Annotated in this window: 20 protein-coding genes and 1 tRNA gene; 8 read left to right on the top strand and 13 right to left on the bottom strand. The window is 58.2% G+C overall.

The genetic code is table 11. The features are described 5' to 3' along the window. The first annotated feature begins 106 nt into the window (after window positions 1-106). On the top strand, window positions 107-538 hold the full coding sequence (locus tag ACR0AP_RS05010) for an MmcB family DNA repair protein (RefSeq protein ID WP_209504302.1): 432 nt from the start codon (window positions 107-109) through the stop codon (window positions 536-538). A gap of 4 nt (window positions 539-542) precedes the next feature. Here ACR0AP_RS05010 and ACR0AP_RS05005 read toward each other — a convergent pair whose 3' ends face one another. Further along, the gene (locus tag ACR0AP_RS05005) at window positions 543-731 is read right to left on the bottom strand and encodes a DUF6324 family protein (protein WP_117869403.1); all 189 of its coding nucleotides are present in this window, start codon (window positions 729-731) and stop codon (window positions 543-545) included. 77 nt (window positions 732-808) lie between these two features. On the opposite strand from ACR0AP_RS05005, the gene ACR0AP_RS05000 reads away from it, so the two are divergent. After that, on the top strand, window positions 809-1,291 hold the full coding sequence (locus tag ACR0AP_RS05000) for a GNAT family N-acetyltransferase (RefSeq protein WP_480505665.1): 483 nt from the start codon (window positions 809-811) through the stop codon (window positions 1,289-1,291). Between the two features lie 48 nt (window positions 1,292-1,339). Further along, a tRNA-His gene (locus ACR0AP_RS04995) sits at window positions 1,340-1,416 on the top strand. A 92-nt stretch (window positions 1,417-1,508) separates the two neighbouring features. Here the strand turns inward: ACR0AP_RS04995 and ACR0AP_RS04990 are convergent. The 11 genes from ACR0AP_RS04990 to secG all read right to left on the bottom strand — a co-directional run bounded on the left by ACR0AP_RS04990 (window position 1,509) and on the right by secG (window position 10,588). Continuing rightward, entirely contained in the window at window positions 1,509-2,315 is an 807-nt protein-coding gene (locus ACR0AP_RS04990; RefSeq protein ID WP_209595834.1) for an ABC transporter permease, read from the bottom strand. 91 nt (window positions 2,316-2,406) lie between these two features. Continuing rightward, on the bottom strand, window positions 2,407-3,294 hold the full coding sequence (locus ACR0AP_RS04985) for an ABC transporter permease (RefSeq protein WP_480476942.1): 888 nt from the start codon (window positions 3,292-3,294) through the stop codon (window positions 2,407-2,409). 79 nt (window positions 3,295-3,373) lie between these two features. After that, window positions 3,374-4,123: a transporter substrate-binding domain-containing protein gene (locus ACR0AP_RS04980; protein ID WP_480481555.1), complete on the bottom strand. Its 750-nt coding sequence runs from the start codon at window positions 4,121-4,123 to the stop codon at window positions 3,374-3,376. Window positions 4,124-4,156: 33 nt separating this feature from the next. After that, window positions 4,157-4,933 carry an ABC transporter ATP-binding protein gene (locus ACR0AP_RS04975; RefSeq protein WP_267365283.1) on the bottom strand — a complete coding sequence of 259 codons (777 nt, stop codon included), beginning with the start codon at window positions 4,931-4,933 and terminating at the stop codon, window positions 4,157-4,159. Between the two features lie 128 nt (window positions 4,934-5,061). Continuing rightward, window positions 5,062-5,811 (bottom strand): phosphate/phosphite/phosphonate ABC transporter substrate-binding protein, encoded by a 750-nt coding sequence (locus ACR0AP_RS04970; protein WP_480505664.1) that lies wholly within the window; start codon window positions 5,809-5,811, stop codon window positions 5,062-5,064. Further along, window positions 5,808-6,245: a tellurite resistance TerB family protein gene (locus tag ACR0AP_RS04965; RefSeq protein ID WP_480505663.1), complete on the bottom strand. Its 438-nt coding sequence runs from the start codon at window positions 6,243-6,245 to the stop codon at window positions 5,808-5,810. The genes ACR0AP_RS04970 and ACR0AP_RS04965 overlap by 4 nt, the downstream gene beginning before the upstream one ends. Window positions 6,246-6,265: 20 nt before the next feature. Continuing rightward, window positions 6,266-6,715 (bottom strand): tellurite resistance TerB family protein, encoded by a 450-nt coding sequence (locus ACR0AP_RS04960; RefSeq protein ID WP_209504295.1) that lies wholly within the window; start codon window positions 6,713-6,715, stop codon window positions 6,266-6,268. Window positions 6,716-6,895: 180 nt separating this feature from the next. Continuing rightward, window positions 6,896-7,666, bottom strand: a complete 771-nt coding sequence (locus tag ACR0AP_RS04955) for an isocitrate lyase/PEP mutase family protein (RefSeq protein ID WP_480505662.1) — start codon at window positions 7,664-7,666, stop codon at window positions 6,896-6,898. A gap of 160 nt (window positions 7,667-7,826) precedes the next feature. Further along, window positions 7,827-8,309, bottom strand: a complete 483-nt coding sequence (locus ACR0AP_RS04950) for a bacterioferritin (protein ID WP_267365948.1) — start codon at window positions 8,307-8,309, stop codon at window positions 7,827-7,829. A gap of 112 nt (window positions 8,310-8,421) precedes the next feature. Continuing rightward, a complete protein-coding gene (locus tag ACR0AP_RS04945) occupies window positions 8,422-10,065 on the bottom strand; it encodes a CTP synthase (protein ID WP_209595839.1) in 1,644 nt (547 codons plus the stop codon). A gap of 160 nt (window positions 10,066-10,225) precedes the next feature. Next, complete coding sequence (secG, locus tag ACR0AP_RS04940) at window positions 10,226-10,588, bottom strand: preprotein translocase subunit SecG (RefSeq protein WP_209504291.1); 363 nt, start codon at window positions 10,586-10,588, stop codon at window positions 10,226-10,228. Between the two features lie 150 nt (window positions 10,589-10,738). Here secG and nthA point away from each other — a divergent pair, with 150 nt between their 5' ends. The 5 genes from nthA (at window position 10,739) to ACR0AP_RS04915 (ending at window position 14,108) form a co-directional block, all read left to right on the top strand. Continuing rightward, the gene (gene nthA, locus ACR0AP_RS04935) at window positions 10,739-11,353 is read left to right on the top strand and encodes a nitrile hydratase subunit alpha (protein ID WP_209504290.1); all 615 of its coding nucleotides are present in this window, start codon (window positions 10,739-10,741) and stop codon (window positions 11,351-11,353) included. Next, on the top strand, window positions 11,350-12,027 hold the full coding sequence (gene nthB, locus ACR0AP_RS04930) for a nitrile hydratase subunit beta (protein WP_480505661.1): 678 nt from the start codon (window positions 11,350-11,352) through the stop codon (window positions 12,025-12,027). The genes nthA and nthB overlap by 4 nt, the downstream gene beginning before the upstream one ends. Continuing rightward, window positions 12,024-12,353, top strand: a complete 330-nt coding sequence (locus ACR0AP_RS04925; protein WP_480505660.1) for a nitrile hydratase accessory protein — start codon at window positions 12,024-12,026, stop codon at window positions 12,351-12,353. Before nthB ends, ACR0AP_RS04925 begins: the two co-directional genes overlap by 4 nt. 223 nt (window positions 12,354-12,576) lie before the next feature. After that, on the top strand, window positions 12,577-13,872 hold the full coding sequence (locus ACR0AP_RS04920) for an adenylosuccinate synthase (RefSeq protein WP_480486046.1): 1,296 nt from the start codon (window positions 12,577-12,579) through the stop codon (window positions 13,870-13,872). After that, window positions 13,872-14,108: a DUF2842 domain-containing protein gene (locus tag ACR0AP_RS04915; RefSeq protein ID WP_480476464.1), complete on the top strand. Its 237-nt coding sequence runs from the start codon at window positions 13,872-13,874 to the stop codon at window positions 14,106-14,108. Before ACR0AP_RS04920 ends, ACR0AP_RS04915 begins: the two co-directional genes overlap by 1 nt. A gap of 200 nt (window positions 14,109-14,308) precedes the next feature. Here the strand turns inward: ACR0AP_RS04915 and ACR0AP_RS04910 are convergent, their stop codons facing one another. Then, window positions 14,309-16,012, bottom strand: a complete 1,704-nt coding sequence (locus ACR0AP_RS04910; RefSeq protein ID WP_480505659.1) for a hypothetical protein — start codon at window positions 16,010-16,012, stop codon at window positions 14,309-14,311. Between the last annotated feature and the right edge of the window lie 41 nt (window positions 16,013-16,053).

Genomic DNA, 16,053 nt, shown 5'->3' with positions numbered 1-16,053 from the left:
CCAGAACAGATACCATTTGGTATCATATTAATGCGATACCAAATGGTACCATGTCAAGCGCGATGCAGTACTTTACTTTTGTTCACCAATTGTTCACATTTGGGGTATGTTGTTAGATTTGCAGCCCGGACAGAAGCTCGCGCGTGGCGTCGCACGCCACCTTGCCGCGCATGGTTTTGTTTCTGTTGAAGAATTCGTTCCGGCACGTGGTTTGCGTGTCGATGTGATGGGGCTGGGTCCCAAAGGTGAGATTTGGGTGATCGAATGCAAATCCAGCCGTGCCGATTATCAATCGGATGCCAAATGGCAGGGCTATTTGGAATGGTGTGATCGATTCTTCTGGGCCGTGGATACCGAGTTTCCGACCGATCTGTTACCTGATGAAACGGGCTTGATCATTGCTGACGCCTATGATGCCGAGATCGTGCGCATGGCGCCCGAGGACAAGCTTGCCCCGGCGCGGCGCAAGAAGATGATCCAGAAATTTGCAACAGATGCAGCACGCCGTCTGCATGCGCTGCGCGATCCGCGCTTGTAAAAGCTCAGCCTTTGACGGCGAGGGCGGCCTGTATCGCGGCGCGGATCTCATCGGCGATTTCTTCGGCTTCCTCGGGGTCGAAATCCATCGGAATCTCGATGCCGTCGGCTTCGATGAACAAGCGTACCATCCCCTGATCGGTCGGACCGATTTGCAGGTTGGCCTGAATATCGCGTTCGGTATTGATGCCCATCTATGCCTCCGAGACTGAGCATTCGTGCTAGCGCGCACGGGGTTGAGAATCAAGTCACCTTTGCGGTCAGATAAGACATGGAAAATGTGGTTCTCAGAACGTTTCGCCCCGATGATGCCGCGTGGCTGGTTGGACAGCACGGGTTACTCTATGCGCGCGACGAAGGATTTGATGACAGCTTTGCCCCATTGGTTGCGCGCATCCTTGAGGAGTTCATTGCCAACAATGACCCGTCCTTTGAAAAAGGCTGGATTGTTGAACGGGCTGGGCAAAGATTGGGTAGCATCTTCTGCGTGCGTGTTGACCAGACAACCGCCAAACTACGCCTCTTCCTGCTAGTCCCCGAGGCGCGCGGACTTGGGTTGGGGAAACGGCTGTTGCAGACCTGTACAGACTTCGCACGCGAGGCCGGATTTCGGGAAATGGTTCTGTGGACCCATGAAAGCCATACGGCTGCCTGCGCGCTTTACAGGGCGTTTGGCTGGGAACTGATAGACAGCAAACCGGTGCATTCCTTTGGGGTCGATCTTGTCGAACAAAGCTGGAGAATTAGGCTTTAATCCTCTTGCATTCCCCCGGCGCGTTCGGTACATCGCCCCTCACAAAGTGCCGCCTTAGCTCAGTTGGTTAGAGCGCTGGATTGTGGATCCAGAGGTCCCCTGTTCAAGCCAGGGAGGCGGTACCATTCCCCCAAAATCGACTGTCCGTGTTCGCACCGCCAAGCGTATTAAAAGCGTTGTGTAGGCTTGAACGCCAGAATGTCCGGCGCGATGACCTTTAGCGCGCCAGGTTCAGTTTGAACCGCATTTTTGCTCGTTTGGCGGTGGGCAGGTGGCGGTTCAGGCGTTTGTTGATCAGGCCAAATCCCCCGACAATCACCAATGTCAGCAGGATGAAATAGAAGGCCAGAATTGGATAGGGGATGAACGGGTTGAACGTTTTGTCCGCGAAATAGCTGGCGTAATAGAGCGCGTCGCCACGTTGTTGCCAGGCCGGAAAGGCCGAGAAGAAGACCAACGTGGTGGCATGGAACAGAAAGATCGCTTCGTTCGTATAGGCCGGCCAGGCCAGACGCAGCATGGTGGGCCAGACGATCCGCCGAAACCGCGACCAGCCGGACATGCCATAGGCATCTGCCGCTTCGATATCTCCCTTGGGGATCGAGCGCAGGGCACCGTAAAAAATCTCACCCGAATAGGCTGCGGTGTTCAGGAACAGCACGATCAGCGCCCCCAGCCAGGCCGAGGTGAAGGCGTCGAACATCGGATATGTTTTCTTCAGCGACAGGAAGAAGAAATAAGCAAAGAAGAACTGGATAAAGAGAGGCGAGCCCCGGAACAGAAAGATGAACCATTCGGCAGGTTTGCGCAGCCATTTGTTGGTCGAGGCTTTGCCGACGGCCAGCGCGGTGGCCAGAAAGAACCCGGTCGCCAGCGCCATGACGCCGAAATAGATGTTCCAGATCATGCCCGAGCCGATCAGGGTGAACTGTTCGCACAGGGTGAAATCGGTCTTGGGCAGCAGGCGTTCGCCAAAGCCAAGCGACCGCAGGCCGTAATCCTGAATGGTCTGGATGCAGCTCATGATCGGGCTCCTTGGAAAGGAGATTGCGGGCGCGAGAGAGATTGCTGTGCAATCGCGTGCGGCACCCGGTTGCGGTCTGGAACGCGGATCATCATGCCGTGGTCTCCTTGCGCAGAAGCTCTCCGCCGGAAGTGGCCTGTCCGTGGGACAATCGCCGCATCAGTTTTTCAAGCCCAAGTTCCGAGAAACGGGTCATGCCAAGGTAGAAGATCAGCAGGAACAGGAAATACCACATGCGCCAGTCGCCATGCGGGTATTGCGTGAATTTCGAGGTTTTGGTGCCGCCCAGTTCGCGCGCCCAATACACGATATCTTCGACGCCCAGCAGGAAGAGCAGGGGTGTCGCCTTGATCAGCACCATCCAAAGATTGGACAGGCCGGGCAGCGCGTAAACCCACATCTGAGGCACAAGGATACGCCAGAAGGTCTGGCGGCGATTCATGCCATAAGCTTCGGCCGTTTCCAGTTGCGCATGTGGTACGGCGCGCATTCCGCCGAACAGGACATTGGCCGCAAAGGCGCCAAAAACGATAGAGAAGGTGATGACCGCAAGGAAAAACCCATAGGTTTCATGCACCCATTCAGGCGCGGTTCCGAGCGGCAGCTTGGCGGCCTGACAAACGAGGAAGTCATTGCCCTGGCGGATTGGGTCGGTCCAGTCCGGGCACAATATCTTATGCCGCGTCCACTCAAACGCCTGATCCAGCGCTATGACGAAGAACAGGAAAAACGCAATGTCGGGCACGCCGCGCACAATCGCGATATACCCTTTGCCCAGCCAGCTGAGCGGGGGGAAATGCGAGCGCGCCGCCATGGCACCTGCAAACCCGAAGCCAAGAGCGACGGGCGCGGTCACAGCCAGCAAGGCCAAAACCTTGATGAAAGACAGGTAGAACGACCAGTGGACGCCATTGGTCAGGTAGCATGAAAACCAGCGGAACGTGCCCAGCGTGTCAGGATCAGCGCAGTACGAGAACATATGGCGTCTTTCCAACGTCTGTTCCGGCTAGGCCGGAAGCGGCCCGGCGCCAAAGCACCGGACCGGGATTGGTCAGGTCTTAGTTGGTGACGACCGAACCGTCAGAACCGTATGTGGCGGTGCCTTCACCGAACCACTTGATCAGCATCTCGTTCAGCGTGCCGTCAGCTTTCATCGAAGTGATGGCTTCGTCGAACTTGCCGCGCAGTTCACCGTCGCTTTCACGCAGGCCCATGCCGACGCCGCCGCCCAGCGGAACCGGATCGCCGATAAAGACCAGCTCACCGCCCGATTCCTCGACCAGCGGCACCAGATAGTCGCGGTCGGCCAGAACGGCATCGGCTTCGCCGTTACGGACGGCTGCAATGGTTTCTTCCGGGGTCGCGAATTCAACCAGGGTTGCACCGGATTCGGCAACGTGGCCTGCCTGGATCGTGGCGGTTTGCGCAGCAACGACACCACCGGTTACGTCTGCCGAGTCAGAGGTCGCGACATAGGCCGACGCGGTCGGCGGGTAATAGTCTTGGGTAAAGTCGATGACCTCATCACGTTCGGCAGTGATCGACATACCGGCGATGATGGTGTCGTAGTTGCCCGAGACCAGGTTCGGAATGATCGAATCCCAGTCGTTCTTGACCCATTCACACTCCAGGTTAGCGCGTTTGCACAGCTCGTCGCCGACTTCACGCTCGAACCCGTCGATTTCACCTGCATCGTTGATGAAGTTGTACGGAGGGTAGGCGCCCTCGGTGCCCATGCGGACCGTGTCGGCCATCGCGATACCAGCAGTCAGCGCCAGGGCTGCAGTGGACAGAATCAGGTTTTTCATTGGTTACTCCCCAGTTTGGTTCTGTTCTTGAAGTTAAGCCGCCTGAGTGGCGGAGAGAAAGCCCCGAAGCCGCTCAGATTCGGGTGACGTAAAGATATCTTCGGGCAAACCTTCTTCCTCGATCAGGCCCTGATGAAGAAATACCACGTGGCTCGAGATATCTGCCGCCATTTTCATGTCATGTGTCACGATGATCATGGTGCGCCCTTCCGCTGCCAGATCCTTGATCACCTTGATCACTTCCTGTTCCAGTTCGGGATCCAGCGCCGAGGTCGGTTCGTCGAACAACAACGCCTGCGGTTCCATGCACAGCCCCCGTGCGATCGCGGCGCGCTGTTGCTGACCGCCGGACAATTGTGCCGGATAGGCGTCACATTTGTCGCCAATACCAACTTTCTCAAGGTATTTGCGCGCGCTGTCTTCCACTTCGGCCTTGTCGCGGCCCAGAACGGTCACGGGGGCTTCCATCACATTTTGCAGGATGGTCATATGCGCCCACAGATTGAACTGCTGAAACACCATCGACAGGTTGGTGCGGATGCGCAGAACCTGCTTGGGGTCCGCGGGGCGGCGCCCATGGCTATCGCCCGACCATTTGACAGGTTCGCCTTTGAACAGGATTTCACCCTGCTGGCTGTCTTCCAACAGATTGCAGCAGCGCAGCAAAGTTGATTTTCCTGACCCCGATGACCCGATCAGCGAGACTACGTCGCCGCCATGCGCTGTGATATCCACCCCCTTCAACACTTCCAGATTGCCGAAGCTTTTGTGAAGGTTTTTGATTTCGATGACGGGAGCGATTTCTGTCACGGGCAGTCCAGTAGTTTGTGGTGTTGGTGCGGTAATAGGGCCGAAAAATTTGCTCAATGCAATGCGCAATTCGCAAATTCAGGGTCGGAAACAGCCAAAATGACCAAATGCACCGGACAATTTGGTCATCAGATTATCCGCTGTGCGCATGGCGGTGGCGGGGTCGGTACGGACAGGTACTCCTCCGCCGGGATGTCGATCAGCCCCTGAATATGCAGCGTTTTGCGGTCGTGTTCGGCAAGGTTGTCTATTGCGGTTCGAACTGCGTCTGCGACCAGATCCGCGTTTTGGTCGGGTCCAGTAATATAGGGCAGGGTTGGTGTAGGAGTGGTTTTTGCCAATTCGCGCAGGCTTTTGCCCAGATCGGTATGTTCCTGCAACATCATCCAGGTCAATGCATCCAGCGCGGCGAAATCTGCCTTCCCGTCCGAGACCGCCTGCGCTGACAGCGCGTGACCGCCTGTTTCCAACAACGACGCAGGATTTAGGTTCTCCCGGGATAGATGCGTGATCGGTGCTGCCCAGCCGGATTGAGACAGCGCTTCGTTATACGCGAAGATACCGTCAGTCATGCCCGCCAGCGTGCGGTTGTCGTCGCGCCGCGCCACAAAGACCGAGCAATAATGCCCGGCAGGACAACCGGGAAGGCCGTAATCCGGGGTGCCCACCAGTTGAACCCGATCATGCAAGCGTGTGCGATAGGGCATTCCACAGGTCTGTGCCAGCACCAGATCAGGATCAAGCCAGACCTGCCAAACATCGGCGCCTCGGGTCAGCTGTTCCGGACCATGTCCCAGATGCGTGCGAATCAACCCCCAGAACCGATCATTGGCGGCCTGAACCTCGGGCATGTCGTACATGCCAAGCATGGCTATCAAGATTTGGCGGCCTTTTGCCGGGCCAAAGCCGAATCTACGTCGCTGACCCCCAGCAGGCTGACAACCAGACGCAGCAGCGAATCCTCCTCACCCGTACGGTGGCCATCAGCCAGGGCCACTGACCACAGCGCCTGAACCACCGCCAGCCGGTTTTCATAAGCGACTGCTTCCTTGATGGCACGGGTAAAACGGACCGTGTCGGGGGCTTCAGCCTCCAGATCTTCGGCACGGGCGCGCAAAGCCGCGCTTTCGAATGGGGACAAACCGTATCGTTCAGCCGAGATGCGGTCGATGCGCGCCATCTCGGAATCAGAATAATCGTTGTCAGATCGTGCCAGACGCACCAGCAAGGCCGTCAGGGCCAGGCGGGCATCATCTTCGACAAGCGGTTCGGGCTTGGGCTGTGTGAGCCTGGAAAGAAAGTCACTGAACATGGGTAAGATATAGCGGGCGCTTAACTCACATCCAAGCGGCTTTGGACGCGCTCGCGCGCTGCCTGACTGTCATTATAGCTCAGGCCCATGGCAATGCGGGCTTCTTCGACGATCTTTATCTCGCCTTCGTCCGAACTGCCATCCGCCAGAACAATTTCCCACAACGCGTCAAGGGCTGCTAGCCGCTCTTTCAGATCCGTGGTTTCCCGGATCAGTTTGCCGAACGTATCAGTTTCCGGTGCCGCAGCATGGAGCTTTTCACAGGTGGCACGCACCTTGGCTGCCTCAATCGCGTTATGCTGGTACAGACGGGCCAGTATCTTGTCGATCAGACTGATCTCTTCCAGCTTGTAATCGCGATCTGCCTGCGCGACGCGCACCATGAGGGCGCCCAGAGCAAGTTCTGCATCCGGGTCCGGCAACTGTTCATGATGAGGCGGTCTGAGCGCCTTAAAGAACCTTTTCAACATAACAAACACCTAGACGACAGGTCGTGATCGGCCAAGCACGAAATGCCGGTCTTGCTATAGTATTGCGTGTGTCCCGCGCTGAATCAGAGCTGCGCGGCACCGGGTACACACCGGCCAACATTCAATCATTGCCCAATATCCATGGGTTTCAATTTGTCCTTAAGAAACAAAGGCCTGCGTTTACCAGGTCAGCGCCTCTTTGGCTGCGTTCTGCAACCAGGCCAGCATCTGGCGATAGGGGACTGGACCGTAGCTGATCCGCGCGACCCCGAGCTTTGCCAGAGTGGGCGTATCCGGCGTGCCGGGCAGGGCGATGATATTGACCGGTAAGGTCGTGGATTCGCAAAGCCGGGCGATCAGGGCTTCGTTCTTTAGCCCGGGTGCAAAGAATCCGCTGGCGCCTGCGTCAGCATAGGCATTGGCACGGGCAATGGCCTCATCCAGCATCGTGTCGTCATGGGTGTCCGCTGCGGCCTTCAGGAAGATATCTGTGCGCGCATTGACATAGGCGGGAATAGCCGCGCGCGCGCAAGCGTCGCATACCGCTTCAACACGTTTGGCCTGAGTGGCGATATCGTAGAGACCGTCACCACCGATGATCTGGTCTTCAAAGTTGAACCCGACAACACCGCAGTCAAGTGCGCGCCGAACGTTTTGCGCGATCCCTTGCGGGTCTTCGGCATAAGCCCCCTCGAAATCCAGTGTTACCGGCAAATCAATCGCCGCAACGATGCGGCGTACATTGTCCAACGCGGCCTCAAGTGGAATGTTCTGCCCGTCGCCATAGCCCTGCGCCATGGCAACAGGGGCACTGCCGGTCGCGATGGCCTGGGCACCAGCGTCCCGAACGGCGCCAGCGCTGCCAGCGTCCCAGATATTGAACAGAATGACAGGATCGCCCTTCTTGTGAAGGCTGGTAAAGGTCACGGCTTTCTGGGACTGGCTGGTCATCGGAACTCTCCTGTTGTCACGTATCCTACAGCTAACGCTGAGAAAATGACCCGGCCAGAGTTTTTGCACCCAGCCAGGTCAATTTAAGGTGACGGCACAGGCACAGATTGCGTCAGCTTCGCAAAGCACCTGTGACATCCACCGGTTTGAAACCAAGGTCTCAGGCGTCGCCCGCAGCGCCAGAGACGAATTTCGCGCTAAACGCAGATTCGCCCAGACGTTGCAGAAGGCTCAGCTGTGTCTCCAGCCAGGCTTTATGACCTTCTTCTTCCATCAGGATGCGTTCGAACAGTGTACGCGAACCAACATCACCAACTTCGGCCGCCTGTTGCGCTGCATTGGTGTAAAAATCAACGGCCTCACTCTCGTCTTTGAGGTCAGAGGCGAACATCTCTTCCAGTGTGCCTGCTGCGGCCGGGCTTTTCTGAAACGCAAGCTCGGGGGTTCCACCCAGAAACAGGATACGTTCGATAAAGGCGTCAGAATGCACCAGCTCTTCCTGCATCTCGCCCCGCATTTTCTCGGCCAGAATATCAAGGCCCCAGTCGTCCAGAACATGCGCGTGCAACTGGTATTGGTGCGCGGCAGTAAGCTCCATATGAAGCGCTTGCTGAAGGTTGGTGATCGTTGTTGCGTTGCTCATCGGAAATCTCCTGAAACCGTGAAATGCAAAAGCAGAAAACCTGCCTCTCCACACAGTTAAGAGGTCAGCCCCCACGAAACAACGTGGGGTGACAGTCCGACACAGTCAGAGATTAGACCAGCCGCGAGGTGTCTTTTGCGGCCCGCACAAATTCGCGAAACAGCGGATGCGGGTCAAACGGCTTGGACTTCAGTTCCGGGTGGTACTGAACGCCGATGAACCACGGATGATCCGCCCATTCCACGATTTCGGGCAGACGACCGTCCGGGGACATGCCCGAAAACTTCAGGCCCGCTTTTTCAAGCTTGTCGCGATACTTGATGTCCACTTCATAGCGGTGGCGGTGTCGTTCCTCGATCTGCGTGCCGCCATAAACCTCGGCCACTTTGGATCCATCCGCCAATACTGCGTTGTAAGCTCCAAGGCGCATTGTGCCGCCCTTGTCGTCGCCGACCTTGCGCTCGACCTTGTGGTTGCCCTGTACCCACTCCTTGAGGTGATAGACCACCGGTTCAAACCGTTTCTTCCCGGCCTCATGGTCGAATTCCTCGGACCCGGCTTCGGTAATACCCGCAGCGTTCCGCGCAGCCTCGATCACCGCCATCTGCATGCCAAGACAAATGCCCAGATAGGGAACCTTGTGCTCGCGCGCATATTGCGCCGCCTTGATCTTGCCTTCGGTGCCACGCTCGCCAAACCCACCGGGGACGAGGATGGCGTGGAAGCCTTCCAGATACGGGGCCGCGTCTTCGGTATCGAAAACCTCGGCATCCACCCACTCGATCTTGACCTTCACGCGGTTGGCCATACCGCCATGGGTCAGCGCCTCGGCAATCGACTTATAGGCGTCTTCAAGCTGCGTATATTTGCCGACAATGGCCACTTTCACTTCGCCCTCGGCGTTGTGGATGCGGTCGCTCACATCTTCCCATTTGGCCAGATCGGGCTTGGGGGCGGGGCTGATCTGGAAGGCATCAAGAACGGCCTGATCCAGCCCCTCGCGGTGATAGGCCAGCGGGGCGTCGTAGATGGTCGACAGGTCCTGCGCTGCGATCACGCTGTCCGGACGCACGTTGCAGAACAGGGCCAGTTTTTCCCGTTCCTTGGTCGGGATCGGCCCTTCGGACCGGCAGACCAGAATATCGGGGGCCAGACCGATCGAGCGCAGTTCTTTCACCGAGTGCTGGGTCGGCTTGGTTTTCAACTCACCCGACGCTTTGATGTAGGGCAGCAACGTCAGATGCATAAAGATACACTGGCCGCGCGGTTTGTCCTGACTGAACTGTCGGATGGCTTCAAAGAAGGGCAGGCCTTCGATATCGCCCACAGTGCCGCCAATCTCACACAGCATGAAATCAACCTCATCCTCGCCGATGGCGATGAAATCCTTGATCTCATTTGTGACGTGCGGGATCACCTGAATGGTCTTGCCAAGGTAATCGCCACGGCGTTCTTTCTCGAGCACGTTCGAATAGATCCGCCCGGAACTGACCGAGTCGGTCTTGCGTGCCGCGACTCCGGTGAACCGTTCGTAGTGGCCAAGGTCCAGATCGGTCTCGGCACCATCATCGGTGACAAACACTTCGCCATGCTCAAAGGGCGACATCGTGCCGGGATCGACGTTCAGATAGGGGTCCAGCTTGCGCAGACGCACCGAATAACCGCGGGCCTGCAACAAAGCGCCCAAAGCTGCCGAAGCCAGCCCTTTGCCCAAGGACGAAACCACACCACCGGTGATGAAAATAAAACGTGCCATAGTTTTTCGGCTGCTCCCGTGAGACGTCAAAATCAGCTGCCCGGCGGTTCCGAAAAACCGCTGCATCACGGGACTTCACGTATAAAGGATTCGCGCCAAAAGCGCAAGAGAACCGCAAGATGCTGTTGCAGTCCTCTCTCAGGTTTCTAGGTTTTGTGGATCAATCCGCCTGCGGGATCAGCGGCGCGTTGTCGTCCTGTGCCGGCGGCAGAAGATCATCAACCGACGGAATAGCCGGAGCGCTTTCCTCGGTCGAAGCCGGTGCCGGAACGCCCAGACGGTCGATTACTGAGCTGCCCGAAGATTTCTGAGCCGCAAGAATGGTCAGTGTGATCGAGGTGACGATGAAACACGCTGCAAGTATCCAGGTCAGCTTGCCCAAAGCCGTCGCTGCCGCGCGACCGGTCATCGCACCACCGCCACCGCCCATGCCAAGGCCACCGCCTTCAGACCGCTGCATCAGGACAACGGCGATCAGGCCCAGAGCCAGAAGAAGATGGATGATGAGAACGACGTTTTCCATGGTGGTCCTGTACAGCGTGGCGTGTATCGCGTGGTACTTATGCAAGTTTGCCAGCGGGGGCAAGTCAGGAGTTGGCATCAACTTCCTTGATGTATCCCATCACGTCAAAGGGACTGGACAGTGCGTTGAGTTGTGACGCAGGCTGCGGCCATGCCACATGACGATCACGACCACCCGCATGCCCTGTTGCCACCCGAACCCGCATTGCGCGTCAAAGCGCTTGAGACGATTCTGACTCGCAAAGGGCTGATCGATCCGGCGGCTCTGGATGAGATTATCGACACTTATCAGAACAGGATCGGGCCGCAAAACGGCGCGCGCGTCGTTGCCAAAGCCTGGAGCGACCCTGCCTTCAAAGCCGCCCTGCTTGAAGACGCCACTCCGGTCGTAGCCGACCTTGGCTACTATGGCCGCCAGGGCGAACATATGGTGGTTGTCGAGAACACACCGGATCGGCACAACATGGTCGTCTGCACCCTGTGCAGCTGTTACCCTTGGCCACTGCTGGGTATCCCGCCCGGATGGTACAAGTCCGACGCCTACCGAGCCCGCGCGGTGCGAGAACCGCGCAAGGTGCTGGCCGAGTTCGGCGTCACCTTGCCCCAAGACACCTCTGTACGGGTTTGGGATTCGACGGCCGAAATTCGCTACCTTGTCTTGCCCATGCGCCCTGAAGGCACAGACGGGATGAACGAAGATGAACTAACCGCGCTTGTGACGCGCGACAGCATGATCGGCACGGGCCTTCCGAGGGTGCCCGCATGACCCGCGTTCACGATATGGGAGGCCGTTTCGGTGATGGTCCGATACGTCCAGAGGCAGAGGATGCGCCGGTCTTTGCCGAAGACTGGCACGCCCGCGCTCTTGCGGTCACACTTGCATCTGGGTTTCTGGGGCAGTGGAACATCGACGTTTCACGCCACGCGCGCGAACGCCTGTCCCCGAAGGACTACACCCGGTTTTCGTATTATGAGAAATGGATATCCGGTCTGGCCGATCTGCTTGTCGAAAAGGGTGTTCTGACATTGGAAGATCTGCGTGGCGTGCGTGGCGACAAACCGCACCCCTTGGCAGACAGAGCGCTCAAGGCGGAAGCGGTGTCCGCAGCGCTGGCCAAAGGCGGGCCCGCGGACAGGCCTTCCAATGTTGCGGCGCTGTTTTCTGTGGGGCAAGAGGTTGTCACGGTCCGACCGGCAGCAAATCGCCTCGTGGATGGGGGGCACACGCGCCTGCCTGTTTATGCATCCGGTGCCAGGGGCCGAATCCTGCGCCTGCACGGAACCCATGTTCTGCCCGATTCCAATGCGCATGGGTTGGGTGAAGCGCCAGAGCCGATTTATGCAGTGGCCTTTGCGGCATCAGAGCTCTGGGCCGCCCCCGAACATCCCGCCGACCAGGTGGTTCTGGACCTCTGGCAAAGCTACTTGGAACTGGTATGAATGATTGTATCTCATACGGAGCCCCCGAGCCGGTTTTTGCTGAGCCCTGGCACGCTCAGGTTTTTGCCGTCACCGTCGCGCTGAACGAGGCTGGGCGGTTCGAATGGTCGGATTGGGCGGCGCGCTTTTCAGCGATACTGAAACGCAATGGACTTGCCCGGGAACTGGATGGCGGTGACGATTACTTCCACGCATGGCTGGAAACGCTTGAGACATTGCTGGCCGAACAGGGCGCTGCCATGCCGAAAGATGTGCAGGATGTGCATCAGGCCTGGGAAGAGGCTTACCTGACCACTCCGCACGGACAACCTGTCCACTTACGATGACAGGGTAGGGGGCTCTGCCCCCGCCGCCCGTTCCGGGCGCCTCCCCCGGGATATTTACAGCCAGATGAAGCAAGGGATCCGCTCTTCATCTGGCTACAAATATCCCCGCCGGAGGCATCGCGCGCCCGCGCGATTTTCCTCTGCGGCGAAATATCGGTTTCCCTGCGGTTTTTGCCCCGCTATATGAGCCGGGTTTGATCACTCAGCACGAAAAGGACCGGATATGGCCAACGTGGTTGTTGTCGGCGCCCAATGGGGCGACGAAGGAAAAGGCAAGATTGTCGACTGGCTCAGCGAAAGGGCGGACGTAATCGCGCGTTTTCAGGGCGGTCACAATGCCGGTCACACGCTGGTGATCGACGGCGAGGTCTATAAGCTGCACGCGCTTCCTTCGGGTGTGGTACGCGGCGGCAAGCTGAGCGTTATCGGCAATGGTGTGGTTCTGGACCCCTGGCATCTGGTCAATGAGATCGCAACCATCCGGGCGCAGGGTGTTGAAATCACTCCCGACACGCTGATGATTGCCGAAAACACGCCGCTGATTCTGCCGATTCACGGCGAGTTGGATCGTGCGCGCGAGGAAGCTGCGAGCAAAGGCACCAAGATCGGAACAACCGGTCGCGGAATTGGCCCGGCCTATGAAGACAAGGTTGGGCGGCGTTCCGTTCGCGTTGCCGATCTGGCGGACGAAGCCACGCTGGAGGCCCGCGTGGACCGCGCATTGCAACATCACGATCCGTTGCGCAAGGGTCTGGGTATCGAACCGGTTGACCGCGACGCGCTGGTTGCTCAGCTCAAAGAGATCGCGCAACAAATTCTGCCGTTTGCGGCACCTGTCTGGAAAGTGCTGAACGAAAAGCGCAAGGCCGGGAAACGCATCCTGTTTGAAGGGGCGCAGGGCGCGCTGCTGGATATCGATTTTGGCACTTATCCCTTTGTAACGTCGTCGAACGTGATTGCGGGTCAGGCGGCAACCGGTGTTGGAATCGGTCCGGGCTCGATCAATTTCGTGCTTGGCATTGTTAAGGCCTATACCACCCGCGTTGGAGAAGGGCCGTTCCCGACCGAGTTGGAAGACGCAGACGGTCAGCGTCTGGGTGAACGCGGGCACGAATTCGGGACGACAACAGGCCGCAAGCGCCGCTGCGGATGGTTCGACGCCTGTCTGGTGCGCCAGACCTGCGCCACCAGCGGCGTGAACGGTATCTCGCTGACCAAGCTGGATGTTCTGGACGGGTTTGAGACCCTTAAGATCTGCACCGGGTATGAGCTGGATGGCGAGCGTTTGGATTACCTTCCAACCGCAGCTGATCAGCAAGCCCGCTGTACCCCGATTTACGAAGAAATGCCGGGGTGGAGCGAATCGACCGAAGGCGCGCGCAGCTGGGCGGATTTACCTGCAAATGCGATCAAATATGTACGTCGGGTCGAAGAACTGATCGAATGCCCGGTGGCACTTTTGTCCACCAGCCCGGAGCGGGATGACACCATTCTGGTGACAGACCCCTTTGCTGACTGATGCGCGAGAAACAGAAGACAGGGTTGAGTTACAAGGCACGCCGGCGCTGGTCGCTGGTGATCCTTGTGCTTGGCCTTCCGCTGTACATCATCGCCGTGGTGACGATCGTGAACTTGCTGGGGCGTCCTCCGATCTGGATCGAACTGCTGGTTTATATCGTGCTGGGCATCCTTTGGGCCCTGCCGTTCAAGTTCGTGTTTCGCGGCGTCGGCAAAGAAGACCCCGATCAGTCCTAGCGCTCGTCAGGTACGTGTAAATGACCGGGCCTGCTGAGCACTGCGCAGGATTACACGCGGTCCTCGGAGGTATATTGTCGGCTGTCTGGTATCAGTCGAAACGCTCGGGCTTTGTCATTCAGGGCAGGAGTATGGTCCAATGGCAAAAAGCAAAAAGGCCGGGGGTAAACCCGGCCTTGCTTGGAAACCTTGTGGCGTGATCAGCCTACGGCACGCTCGTCATCGGGGCGAAAACCGATCAGGTTGGACGCCGCGAAACGCCCGCCTCCGGCTTTCTCGATCTTGCCATCGCGCAGCAACTGTCCAAAAGAACGCAGGCTTTCTTCGCGATTGAACTCGTCCTGTTTCAGTGAACGCACCTTGTTCATCAGCTGCGGGCGCGAAAACTGCTCCTGACCTTCGATGAAGGACAGATATGCGGCAGCCGCTTCCAGAAGATCAGGCAGCGATTGCGCACCCTGTTCCTGTGCAAACTGTGCGAAACCGCCTTCCTCCGATCCGGTTGCGTCCTGGTCTGCGGTGACACGACGTGGCGAGACCGGGCTTGCGGATGTTCCGTGTTCATCCACCCGCTGCTCGGCCACCAGCTTGAGCGGCGCCGGAGCTTCCGGTGCCGGACGCATGCTGGTTACCTTGATCTCGGGTCGCCGTGGGCTGACCACGGATGCCAGATCGCCGCGGTAATCCCGGTCGGCCGCCTCTTCCGAGCGTGCCTGACCGTCGCGGTCGGCTTCGGTGGCTGCGACGGCGGTGCGCAGGTGCGAATAGGTTTCGCGCGCATCGCTGCTGCTGGGGTCATCCATATGCTCACCGGTCTTTGCCATCAGGCGTGACATATCCTGATCGGGATTCGCATCGTCCGCCAGTTTTTGGCTCGAACGACCGGACAGGTGATGTTCGATCTCGGAAATTTCGGTCAGCAGGTGCATTTCGTCGTCTGCGGTCAAAACACCCTGTGCCAGATCGTCCTCGACCGGTTCATCGTCGGATTCAATTGCTACGTCTTCTACGTTGAGAATGTTGGGGGCATCCTCTTCGTCGAAATCGTCTTCGCCAACGTCATCGAGATCAGCCAACAGAGGCTCGGCGGCGGACTGATCCGCCACCGGCGCGCCTTCGGTCTCGTCGATTTGCAGGGGCTGGGGGGTCAGGGGCGCCTGCAAGTCAACGGTGTCTTCGATCTGAGTTTCAGCAACTTCGGGGATCAGCGCATCAACTGTCTCAGCCGCTTGTGGTTCCGCGGCCTCCTCGTCAAGCGCCTCGTCAACCGCAGGTGCCGCCAGTTCTTCGGTTTCCTGGGTTTCAGGCTCTTTGGGTTCGGCAAAGTCATCCGCGCTGAGAGCACCAGCCTCAAACGCGGCGGCCACAGCATCTACCGGAGGAGCGGATTTGGCCAGCAGAGACGAGTCTTCGTCTTCGGAATACTCGGCAGCGGGCACATCGGAATGAGAGACGACCGCGCGAATACGCTGCAGTTTCGCCGCGATGCTGTCAGCAGCCGGGGGCGGGGTGTCTGCGACAGGTTCTGCCTCGGCGAACCCGGTCTGCGCAGGGGTCGGTTGTGGCTGAACATGAGCGGGAGTTTCGGCTACATTGACTGCGGCCGTGTGCGGGGCCGGTTCTTCAGCAGCAACTGGCGCTTCGGTTGTCTGAGTGGCACGCAGCAACAGGCCGGATTCGTTCTGACGGGCTTCGACGCGCTGTGATGCATCACGCCGGGCGATGCGGGTCAGCATTTCGGCATCAGGTTGCGGGGGTTCCGAACCGAAGTAACGGTCATCCGCTGCGAGATCGCGGAAATACTCGGCGATGGCTTTCATCGTTTCAAAGGAATCATCAAATCCTTCCAAAGTGCAGGAGAAGGTTCCATATGAAACGGTTAATACCTTGTTATTCTGTACCATCAGACGCACGTCCTTTACAAACTACGAGAGCCCACTTACCC

Source organism: Ruegeria sp. AF7, from assembly GCF_056541885.1.
This window is presented reverse-complemented; position numbering and strand designations above follow the sequence as displayed.